At 50.2% G+C, this 11215-nt stretch carries 11 protein-coding genes; 2 read left to right on the top strand and 9 right to left on the bottom strand.

Annotated elements, in window-relative coordinates; translation table 11 throughout:
* Nucleotides 1-445 (top strand): TRAP transporter substrate-binding protein (locus PHF27_RS10920; RefSeq protein WP_300069781.1); only part of this gene is annotated, 445 nt, incomplete at its 5' end.
* Between the two features lie 61 nt (nucleotides 446-506).
* Here PHF27_RS10920 and PHF27_RS10915 read toward each other — a convergent pair.
* The 5 genes from PHF27_RS10915 to PHF27_RS10895 all read right to left on the bottom strand — a co-directional run bounded on the left by PHF27_RS10915 (nucleotide 507) and on the right by PHF27_RS10895 (nucleotide 5770).
* A complete protein-coding gene (locus tag PHF27_RS10915) occupies nucleotides 507-1589 on the bottom strand; it encodes an aromatic acid exporter family protein (protein WP_300069778.1) in 1083 nt (360 codons plus the stop codon).
* Between the two features lie 113 nt (nucleotides 1590-1702).
* Complete coding sequence (locus PHF27_RS10910) at nucleotides 1703-2824, bottom strand: DUF362 domain-containing protein (protein ID WP_300069775.1); 1122 nt, start codon at nucleotides 2822-2824, stop codon at nucleotides 1703-1705.
* 62 nt (nucleotides 2825-2886) lie between these two features.
* Nucleotides 2887-3798, bottom strand: coding sequence for an alpha/beta fold hydrolase (locus PHF27_RS10905; protein ID WP_300069772.1), 912 nt, complete (start codon nucleotides 3796-3798; stop codon nucleotides 2887-2889).
* Entirely contained in the window at nucleotides 3798-4691 is an 894-nt protein-coding gene (locus PHF27_RS10900; protein WP_300069769.1) for a PhzF family phenazine biosynthesis protein, read from the bottom strand. Before PHF27_RS10900 ends, PHF27_RS10905 begins: the two co-directional genes overlap by 1 nt.
* Before the next feature lie 122 nt (nucleotides 4692-4813).
* On the bottom strand, nucleotides 4814-5770 hold the full coding sequence (locus PHF27_RS10895; protein WP_300069766.1) for a bile acid:sodium symporter family protein: 957 nt from the start codon (nucleotides 5768-5770) through the stop codon (nucleotides 4814-4816).
* A 515-nt stretch (nucleotides 5771-6285) separates the two neighbouring features.
* On the opposite strand from PHF27_RS10895, the gene PHF27_RS10890 reads away from it, so the two are divergent.
* Nucleotides 6286-6408 (top strand): hypothetical protein, encoded by a 123-nt coding sequence (locus PHF27_RS10890; protein ID WP_300069763.1) that lies wholly within the window; start codon nucleotides 6286-6288, stop codon nucleotides 6406-6408.
* 57 nt (nucleotides 6409-6465) lie between these two features.
* On the opposite strand, the gene PHF27_RS10885 is transcribed toward PHF27_RS10890, so the two are convergent.
* From PHF27_RS10885 to PHF27_RS10870, 4 genes are all read right to left on the bottom strand, one after another.
* Entirely contained in the window at nucleotides 6466-6747 is a 282-nt protein-coding gene (locus PHF27_RS10885) for a CC/Se motif family (seleno)protein (RefSeq protein ID WP_300069761.1), read from the bottom strand.
* A gap of 394 nt (nucleotides 6748-7141) precedes the next feature.
* Nucleotides 7142-8923 carry a carbon starvation protein A gene (locus tag PHF27_RS10880; protein ID WP_300069783.1) on the bottom strand — a complete coding sequence of 594 codons (1782 nt, stop codon included), beginning with the start codon at nucleotides 8921-8923 and terminating at the stop codon, nucleotides 7142-7144.
* Nucleotides 8924-9068: 145 nt separating this feature from the next.
* Nucleotides 9069-9827 (bottom strand): LytTR family DNA-binding domain-containing protein, encoded by a 759-nt coding sequence (locus PHF27_RS10875; protein WP_300069759.1) that lies wholly within the window; start codon nucleotides 9825-9827, stop codon nucleotides 9069-9071.
* On the bottom strand, nucleotides 9802-11215 hold a 1414-nt coding region (locus tag PHF27_RS10870; RefSeq protein WP_300069756.1), incomplete at its 5' end, for a histidine kinase. The genes PHF27_RS10875 and PHF27_RS10870, both read right to left, overlap by 26 nt.

The raw sequence follows: 11215 nt of genomic DNA, 5'->3' as shown, positions 1-11215 counted from the left end.
TTTAGGCGCAACCCCCACCCCTCTCCCCTTTAGCGAAACCTATGATATTTTGCGGCAGCAAGTCCTTGACGGCCAAGAAAATCCCATTTCCTTGGTCTTTCACAATAAACTTTACGAAGTACAAAAATATCTTTCCCTTACCAATCATCAGTATTTTATCCAAGTGTTGCTCATCAGCGAAAAAACGTGGCAAACCCTTTCCAAGCGGCAGCAAACCCTCTTGCTGGACGCCGCCAAAGAGGCCCAGTCTTACGAACGCGAGCTGGTCGCTTCGGAGGAAGCAGAGCTGCTTTATCAACTGAGAAACAAAGGCCTGGAAATCAACGAGATGGAAAACCCAGAAGAATTCTTTACCAAAGCCCGCCCGTTGCGCGAATTATATGTGCGGCGCTACGGGCAGCAAGCCAAAAATCTGCTGGAGCAAATTGACGCGCTGCGCCAATAAAGCAGGCGGCGGAAAACGCAAAATTGCGCTTCCCGCCGCCTAGTTTCATTTTATTCCTGCTTCAAGGTTCTGCTTCCACGCTTTCCTGCAACAGAATTTTCGCCTGCCGCGTCGCCCATTTGATCTCATTGGCAATCACCGCCACTTCGAGCAGGCCGTGCATATAGTAGCTGCCTTCGAACCGCGGCTGCCATTGCTCAATGGCATGGGTCAGCGTTTCCCAATATTCCTCGCTAATTTCTTCTATTTGCACCGTTCCTTCGTCAATAATCACCGTACGCAGCTTGCCGTTTACCCGAATGACGATAGTACAGCCGCTTTCGAGCACTTCTAAAATCGCCCTGAATTCCTCGCTCACTGGCGGATCTCCCACTCCATGGCGACGTTCCACCCGCGTAGGCAGCAAATCAAAAATACGATTTGCTTTTTTTACAATGGATTCGTTATAGTCGATCAATTTTTCCGCCTGCGTCAGCCACTCCTTCGGCTGCTCCTTGGAGGACACCCCCAAATAACGCTCGCGGCTCATCAGATCCAAGAGCTGCCTGGCTTCCTTATTCAGCTTATAAATTCGTTTCTTTTCTTCCGGCTCAATCTGGGGCTGTGCGCTCCCCTCCAGACCAACGTATTCTTGGACCGCCCGGCAAAAATAAAGCACCGCCGCTTCATTCGCCTGCCGTAGTTTTCCTTTCAGCGCTTGATTATAGCGCGGCGGCCATAAAACCACATTGATCAGCATCGCTGCGCCCAACCCGACAAAAATAACGCCGGTTCTGGCCAGAGCGTGCACCAAAAATTCTTCTGTACTAGAGCTCAGCACAAATAGAGCCGCCACAATACCCATGGTGATGCCGCTATGCAAATCCAGCTTAATGTACAAAGGGATAAGCAAAATAACGATCAAGCCTGCCGAAAGAGGCGTCACTCCCAGAAAATAGCCAAAGCAAAAGCCGGCCAAGACGCCTAAAATATGGACCAAAATCTGATCCTTCGCCGCCCGAAAGCTCAAAAAAATAGAGGGCTGCATATTAATAACCGCTGACACAGCGCCGAAAAAAGCCGGCTCCAAGTCCAGCAGCTTACAGATAAACATGGTAATAGCCACGGCAATGCCGGTCTTAATGACTCTAGCTCCAATTTTCAAAACGTCATCCCCTAATTGAAAATACCCATACCAAGGCCGCTTCACTGCAACCAAGCTATGGGTATTTCTCGCCTTTAACGGCAAAATCCTGCCGTTAGTCTGGTTAAAAAACTTTAGACCTCAATGAGTTCATACTTTTTCGTGCCTAAGCCCAGCTTTTCCGCATGGTCCACGCAGGACAGCCAGTTGGTTTCCGGGTGAGCCGTACAGAAATGATCCGCCTCTGTACTATCTTTGCGAGCGGCCAGTTGTTCGCCCAAATGGCTGCCGGGAATGGCTGGCGCCTTGTTAGCCATGTCTGCACAGGCCATATCCAGCGCCACCGGGTCAAAGGAAGCAAACATGCCTAAATCCGGAATAATCGGCACGTCGTTTTCCGCATGACAATCGCAGAACGGCGCCACATCCACAACCAAGCTAATATGGAAGTGCGGCCGGTCATTCAGCACCGCCCAGGAATATTCGGCAATTTTCTTATTTAAGACATCGTTTGATTCGTCCCACGCCGCCGCAATGGCGTTGAAATGACAGGTTCCGATACAGCGACCGCAGCCTACACAAATGGAATGATCGATGCTGGCTTTTTTCTCAGTGATTGTAATAGCGCTATGAGCGCAGATTTTAGCGCAAGCGCCGCAACCTACACAAGATTTTTCCCGTACTCGCGGTTTGCCGTCGCTGTGCATTTCCATTTTACCGGCTCTGGAACCACAGCCCATGCCGATATTTTTCAAGGCGCCGCCAAAGCCGGTCAATTCGTGCCCTTTAAAATGGGTCAAGCTGATAAAAATATCCGCGTCCATAACGGCCCGGCCAATCTTCGCTTCTTTGACATGCTCGCCGCCGGCTACCGGTACATAGGCTTCATCCGTTCCCTTAAGGCCGTCGCCGATAATAATCTGACAGCCCGTTGCAAAGGGATTAAAGCCGTTTTCATAGGCAGCATCCATATGCTCCAATGCATCTTTACGCCGCCCTACATAGAGGGTATTGCAGTCCGTCAAGAATACCTTGCCGCCCTGCGCCTTAATTACGTCCACAATAACCTTGGCATAATTGGGGCGCAAATAGGCCAAGTTGCCCGGCTCGCCAAAATGAATCTTGATGGCCGCATACTTTTCCTTAAAGTCAATATCGGTCATCCCCGCTTTTTTGACCAAATTCTCCAGCTTTTGGAGCAAATTCATTTTGGATGTCGCTCGCATATTGGTAAAATAGACCTTTGCTTTTTCCATAAAAGACCCTCCTGTTTTTTCTTTTTGCTTCACTCATTGTACACCTTAGAGCGCGCTCCAAGTCAATGGGCAAGCTCCACTTTTTGCAAAAAATTTAAAAGCGCCGCTTCATAACGCATCGATTCCTGCTGATAGCTTTTCACGTGGCGCGCAGAAGCTACGAGCAGCAGCTCCGCCGCCGGATACGCCTGCTGCAGTTCCCGGCTGTTCTCCGGCGCTATATCCTCATCCGCCTCGCCGTGAATTAAGAGCAGCGGCCGTCCTGCAAACATTCCCACAACCTGTACAGGACTTACTTTTTCCGGCTGTAACCCCGTCAAGATAGGAGTTACGGCCAAGATCGTCCGATTAAAGGGCACTGCCGGCAACCCCGTCCACACCGAAAAATTCGCTTCTAAATACCGTGTCAAGTCCGCAAAAGGCGCATCAGCAACCACCGCCGCAACCGTTGGTTCCGCCGCCCCTGCCAGAATAGCCGTTGCCGCTCCCATGGAAAAGCCCAGCAGCGCCACCTTAGGATTCAACTCTTGGCGGCTATGCACATAGTCCACCGCCCCTAGCAGATCCCTCACTTCATACTGCCCCACCGAAGTCATCTCCCCTGCTGATTCACCGCTATTGCGATAATCGAAAAGCAGCACGTTCATGCCGTGCTCCACCAAGACTTTCGCTAGCGGCAACAACGGCACATCCGCCTGCTCGCGATTTTGCCGGTACCCGTGCGAGCAAATTACGGTCAAGCGGTTTTCCGGCGACCTAAGTAGCCAGCCCTGCAAAACCAAACCATCCTCACGACTGACAAAGCTCACCGGTTCATAAGGCAAGCCAACTGCCGCCGGCGTTGTCTGCAGCGCTTTCTTCGGCGGGTGGGTCAAATTCCAGCCTACATACCCGGAAATCCCCAAGATAAACACGCTAAGGCTAAGCAAGGCGACGCCTAGTCTTCGCAACACCTTTCCCCAGACCGCGTTCATCACATTCCTCCCTCTTCCGCTTCGCTTGCAAGGTGCTGTAAAACACCTAACGACAATATTCCTGATGCAAAAAAAGCTACATCGCCTTGAATGGTCACGGTTCCATTCTTCGCGACCCAGCCGTAGATCCGACTAGGACGGCCCACTTGACGACCCTGGCTAATTGCGATACGTTCTTCTTTTTGGCAACAGCCGTGACGTACTAAATAAGAACACAACGGAGCGGCGGCGCTCCCTGTAGCCACATCTTCCACCAAACCGCGGTTATCCCAGGTGCGCCCCTCCAGCGTCTCCGGCTGGAACAAGTACACGAACTTCGCCCCCCACGAGGCCAAGAGCTCGGCAAAGTCCGGCGCTACAATTCTGGCTTCCTCCAGACGCTGCCGCACTGGTACCAATAAGTAAGGCAGGCCGTTAGAAGCCACCTCTAACGGATACGCCTCATGCAAATCTTCCGACTCTAAATTCAACGCCGCGGCCACTATGTTCCTTGCCGTCGGCGAGAGAACGCGACTAAACTGTGTTTTCCCAAGATCCATCTCCACTTGAAATGATCCTGGCAGCCGTTTTGAACGCAAAACCACCTCGCTTCTAGAAAGAACAAGCTTCAGCTCCGCTTGCGCTGCGCCTGGATAGTCCAACTCATGCAAGACCGCTGCCGCTCCCAACACAGGATGTCCCGCAAAGGCCAGTTCCTCCTCCACTGTAAAAATGCGCGCCCGCGCCAGTCCCGGTTTTTTCCGATACAAAAAAATGCTTTCAAACTGTTTAAACTCTTGCGCCATAGCCAGCAAGCCAGCTGTTTTCACCATATCCAACGGCGGAAAAACCACTGTTAAGCCATTTCCTTGCAAAGGCTTCTCTGCAAAAACATCTACATGAAAATACTGCATCAGATCTTCGCCTCCCACAAACTCAGCAACAAAAATCTACATAAACTATTCCAAAATAAAATAAAGCTATAGTTGGAATTAACCAACCATAGCTTTATTCTGCATTTACCAGACAGCTCCTGCTACGCCGCTTGCTCTTGTTCTGATTCTTCTTCCACAGGCTTGCTGGCCCAGTACCCCGCCAACAAGCTGCCGATAATGTATTCCCAAACGCTCATTAACGCCCCTGGAAGCGCCGCCATAGGATCTAAATGCGCCAACGCCAAGGCTACGGCCAAGCCAGAATTTTCCATGCCAATTTCAAAGGTAATGGCGCGGGATTTTTTCTCCGGCATGCCCACGGCGCGGCCAGCGCCATAGCCCAACAGCAAGCCTGCCACATTGTGAATGCACACAGCGGCGCAGATAACCAAGGCCATTGTTGCCATCTTCGACGCATTCAACGCTACAACGGCAGCAATAATCGCCACAATAAAAATAACAGACACCGCCGGAACCACTTTAGTCATCTTGTTAACCGCATTAGGAGCAATGGTATGCAGAAAAACGCCCAGCCCTACGGGTACCAGCACAATTTTGACAATATCCACGAATAGCGCCCAACTATCAATGGGAATTAATCCGCCTGCCAACAAAGAAAATAAATACGTCGTCAACACTGGCGCCAAGATGGTGTTCACGCTGGACACAGTCACCGAAAGAGCGGTATCTCCTTTGGCCAGATACGTCATTACATTGGACCCCGTGCCGCTGGGACATGCTCCCAAAAGAACCATCCCTGCCGCCAGCGCCGGCGGCAGATCCAATGCATAGGCAATGCTGACGCCAACGATCGGCATAATCAAGTACCGGAAAAACACGCCGAAAAAGACATCCTTCGGCCGTGTAAAAACCAGTCGAAAGTCCTCCAAGGACATAGTCAGGCCCATCCCCAGCATGATAATCCCCAGCATATAGGAAATGTACGGACCAATAGCTTTAAAGGGCGCCGGCTGAAAAAAAGCCAGCGCTGAAAAGATCACCACCCACAACGGCATGCCCTTGCAAATTCCCCGCGCCAACATCTCTAAAAATTTCATTTTCCTCATCCTCCTATTTTTTTATGTACGCAAACCGCAATTCAGGAAAAACAAAAAGCCTCCTGCGTCCTTCAAGTCCAAGACTCAAAGGGGCAAGAGGCTGCTCTCGCGGTACCACCCTTTTTCACAGATGAAAATCATCTGCCTCTCATCGGGTCTAACAACCCTAGCAGTTTAACGGCTGCACTTTCCAAGGAAAGCCGAGACCGGCGCGGCCTACTCCCTACGGTTTCAGCGTTGCTGTTCAGGAGCGACGATCCTGTTTCCTTCGTTGCCGGCTCGCACCACCCGCCGGTTCTCTGAAACGACACAAAAGCAAGAGTTCTCCCTCATTACATTTACGTATGAAATTTTCTAGTTTTGCCACATGCTTACTATAATCTACATTTACATATATGTCAATGTTTTTTGTATTTATTTGTATTTTTGTTATATCGCGCTCACAATTCACTTCTTCCCCCACAGATCTTTTGATTCATGCTACAATAGAAATAGAACTAATAGGAGGTATGGTCATGGGTAAAATTTCCGATAAGAGCAGCTACAAAAATCAGCTGGCCGCTAAAAAAAGCACTCAATTCTTTTCTAACCGCCAAGCAGAACAAGCGCGCAAACAACAAAACAGCAAGAAAAAGTAAGAAGAACCGCTTTCCCCTTTAAACGAGGCAAGCGGTTCTTTATTTTCAAAGCAAAAGTTACGCCAGCCTCCAGCCTTCTACGAACAATGTTTTCCAACCTAAAATGTTGCGCACATTGATCTTCAGCGGAATATTCGGCAGCTCTTTGGGCACGTATACTGACAAGCCTTCAATAGAAGCAAGTTGATATAGGCTCTTGTCCTTGGGCTCGCCAAACCGTACGGAAGGACTTTCCCTCATGGCAAAGCAGCATTCATTAATAATCGGCGCCATTTCCAAATATACCGGTTTTTTCTTTTCCCTCGCCAAAGCGCGGGCTGTTTCTGTAAAGGTCAGCATAGTCGTCCTCCGTTTTTAAACTTGCTATAACAAAAATCTCATAGATGGTATTTCATAATCATTATCCGTTTGTACTTTCATTGTAGCAAATCTCTCTTTTGCGTACAAGAGTCTAAAACAAGGAACGAACGCAGAGGAACAGAGGAAAGGCCAGAGGAAACAGAGAAAATATACAGAAACGAACGAGGATTCGTGGGAGTAAAAAAGGGCTCGATCAAGAAATCCGGCGGCAGTTGTCGAATTTGAGACTTTTATTGAAGCAAGACGGTCCGCAGGACTATACCCCTTTTCGCGTCTTTCTTGTATTTCGCGGTTCGTTTTACAAATTCCGGAATGGAAACAAAACGTCCCTGGAGCTGGCTTACTGCCGTTTCCAGGGACGTTTATAGTTGCTTTACATCGCTTGTTTCAAGTTCTTTTGGGCGTCTTTCAAAATGGACCGCCATACTTTAACGGAGTCCACAATGACGAAAACAATGAGGACCATCATGATTACGCTGGCCCCAGCCAACAGCATCTGCCCCTTAGGCAGATAGAACTCGAAGATGTTATAGAAGCCGGCGGTTACCGCCGTCACCAGCATAAAGCACAACGGCGCCAAGGTTACCCAGATATACTTGACTTTGCCCATGCGCAACAGCATGGTTGTGCCGATAGCCAAGGCCATACTGGCCAAGAGCTGATTGGACAGACCAAAGAGCGGCCAGATGGAAGCAATAGAGCCTCCAAAAATTAAGTACCCCCACGCAAAGGAAATCAGCGCGCTTGTAAAAACAACGCCAGGAGTCCAGTTCGCGTCTCCCAGAGGCTTGTAAATCAAACCGCCCACTTCCTGCAGCAAATACCGGCCAACACGGGTGCCGGCGTCAATGATCGTCAAAATAAAGAGGGCTTCAAACATAATGGCAAAGTGATAAAGGAAGGACATAAATTCGCCCAAGCCGGGAATCTGTGAGAAAATATGAGCCATGCCCACAGCCAGCGAAACCGCGCCGCCGGGACGGCCTGCCACATTTTCTCCTACCATTTGCGAAAGCATAGGCAGTTCTTGTACGTTCATACCCAATTTAGCGAAAGTTTCCGGTACGCTGTTGATAGCGAAATAGTCCGCAGGAATCAAGCTTGTCGCAGCAATCAATGCCATGACGCTGATGAAGGATTCCGCCAGCATAGCGCCAAAACCGATCGGCAATATTTCACTTTCATTGGTCAGCATTTTAGGCGTCGTACCGGTCGCAATAACCGAATGGAAGCCGGAAATAGCGCCGCAAGCCACGGTAATGCAGACAAACGGCCAAACCGGACCAGGCACAACCGGACCGCCGCCGCCAATGAACGAAGTCACCGCAGGCATATGAATCTGCGGCTGCACGATGATGATCCCCAGCGCCAGCGCGCCGATAGTGCCGATTTTCATGTAGGTGCTCAAGTAGTCGCGAGGCGCCAGCAGCAGCCACACAGGCAACGCAGCGGCGACAAAACCGTACAGCGGCAAAATAATGTCAAGCTGCACACGGCTCAGCGTAAAGAACGGCGCCCAGGAAGAGTGTTGAATCCAAGCACCGCCCACAACCGCGGCAATCACCATGACCACGCCGACGAAGGATGCTTCGCCGATATGGCCGGGCCGCAAATAGCGCATGTAAACGCCTATGAAAAGAGCGATGGGAATGGTAGCGCCTACGGTAAAGGCACCCCAGGGGCTGTTGAAGAGGGCGTTAGCCACGGCAATCCCCATGCCGGCCATGGTAATGACCAAAATGAAGATAACGGCGATAGCGGCTGCCAAACCTGCGGATTGACCGATTTCTTCTTTGGCGATTTCCGCAATGGATTTGCCGTCATGACGAATCGAGGCAAACAAGATGATCATGTCATGAACCGCGCCGCCCAAACAGGCGCCAATCAAAATCCACAACATGCTCGGCAAATAGCCGAACTGCGCCGCCAGAACCGGACCAACCAAGGGACCTGCGCCAGCGATAGCGGCAAAATGATGTCCGAAAAGTACCCATTTATTCGTAGGTACATAGTCATGACCGTCTTCATGCACAACAGCCGGCGTCGGACGTTTGGGATCCAAAGCCAACACCTTTGCGGCGATGAAGGCGCCATAGTAGCGATAGCACAGGCTTAAAACCAGCGCTGAAATCAGAACGAGATACAAACCATTCATACTCATACGACTTGCCTCCAATATTGAATTTTAGTAATACTGCATTTCCAGCATAAGATACAAAATTCAATAAATAAACGCATATCGTATCAATAGAACAAAATGCCTTGCCAATGGAAATCAGGAGATATCAATGGAAATAAAGTTACTTTAAGCCCAAAATGATTTTTAGTTCTTTAATTTGGCTTTTACTTACAGGTATTTCCACTTCCGGATAATGCTCCATTTTCAGCCAATAGGTTCCTTTGAACCACGGCACCACTTCCCGAATCTTATCTAAGTTGACCACATAGCTTTTATGCACCCGCATCATATGCGTCCCGTTCATGCGCGCCTCGAGTTCGCACAACGTTCCATTGTAGACAGCTTCATCCTTTGCGGTCACAACAGTCACATTGCCAGCCTTGGCATAAGCATAGACAATTTCACCATAATTCAAAAGATGAATGCTGCCGTTCTTTTCTACGGGCAGCTTATCAATGTGAATTCTCGCCTCTTCCAGTACTTCATCAACACGGTTCACAGCCGCATGTTTTTCTTCTTTTTGATACGCCTGCAAACGCTGGACAGTCTGACGAATCCGCGCTTCCTCAAAGGGCTTGAGCAAATAGTCTACCGCTCCCAATTCAAAAGCTTTGATGGCGTATTCATCATAGGCCGTAGCAAAAACAATCATCGTCCCTGTCGCCACTTTGCGAATCAGCGCCGCTGCCGCCAAACCGTCCATATCCCGCATGCTGATGTCCAAAAACACTACATCCGGCTGCTCCTGGGCCGCCAATTGTATGCCTTCGGCGGCATTTTGCGCTTCTCCCTTCACCGCTACGCCTGGAACCAGCGACAATAGGTAGCGCAGCTCGTCTCTGGCCGGCCTCTCGTCATCCACAATGATGCTGCTGAGCATGCTCTTCTTCACTCCTTGTCTTGCACGGCAGCACCAAGGTGACCACCGTTCCCTCTTCCGGGGCGCTTTGTACGGTCAGCCCATAGGAGCCGCCATATTGTCCCTGTAAACGCTCATGTACATTCTGCATGCCAATATGCGCCACTGAATTCTGCTCCAGGGGATGACACGTCTGCAAATCCATACCCACGCCGTCATCGCGAATCACAATAAACACATCCGAGCCTCGCTGTTGCACATCCAGCCAAATGGTTCCTCCGTCTACTTTGGGCTTTAAGCCGTGAACCACGGCATTTTCAACAATAGGCTGGATAATCAGGGAAGGAATGAGACAGGCCCCTAGCCGTTCGTCAATATTTTCTTCAATACACAATTTTTCTTCATAACGGGCTTTTTCAATCGCCAAATACGCCCGCACCTGCGCCAGCTCTTCTTCCAGCGTAATGGCATGCCCTGCTTTTTGCAAAGCAAAGCGAAAAATAGAGCCCAGCTTCTGCAGCAGTTCCCGCGCCTGGTCTGGTTTCGTGCGAATCAACGAAGTTATCGTATTGAGTGTGTTAAACAAAAAATGAGGATTAATTTGCGCCTGCAGCGCCTTCAACTCCGCCCGGGCTACCAGTTTAGCCTGTCGGTCAATTTCCGCCAACTCCAGTTGGATGGAAAAAAGTTGCGCCAGTCCTTTGGCAAAAACCACATCAGACTGATTTAAAAGCTTAGAGTTCGTATAGTAAAGCTTAAAGCTGCCAATCACCTGCTCGCCCCGTTTCAGCGGCGCAACAATGGCGCTTTCTAAGCGGCAAATGCCGCAGGGACAGCCGATTTCTTCACGCGTCCTGGCCACATAAATTTCGCCGCTCTGCAACACCCGAACGGTCGCCTTTGTCAACTCATGCCGCCGAGCCCGATGGTGTTCCGCCTCGTCTCCCACAAAGGCCAGCACTTCCGTAGCATTGGTTACCGCCACCGCATGATAACTGCCGGTGGCATAGATAATATCAGCCGCCGCTTGTGCAGAAGCTTCATCCAAACCCTTGCGAAAATAAGCCAGCGTTTCCGCGGCAATGGCCAGCGCTTTTTGCGACTGCGCCGCACCGGCTTGCTGCTGTACGTCCATAGTCATGCGAATAATCGCCATAAAAATAGTCAAACCAATAGAGTTAGCCACAATCATGGGCAACGCAATATGCTCCACCAACGTCAACGCCATGTCAAACGGCCGGGCAGTCAGCAAAATAATAGCCATTTGCAACACTTCCCCTACAACACCGCTCAACAGCACCACCCACCAGGGCAGCGCCGCATGAGGATACCATTTGCGCACCATCCCGGCAAACAGCCCTTCTACCAAATTAGCCAGGGCACAGGAAAAAGCGGAAAAACCGCCAAAT

Source organism: Anaeromusa sp. (assembly GCF_028691475.1).
GTDB lineage: Bacteria > Bacillota > Negativicutes > Anaeromusales > Anaeromusaceae > Anaeromusa.
The sequence above is the reverse complement of the archived record's forward strand: the minus strand, read 5'-3'. Positions and strand labels throughout refer to the sequence as shown.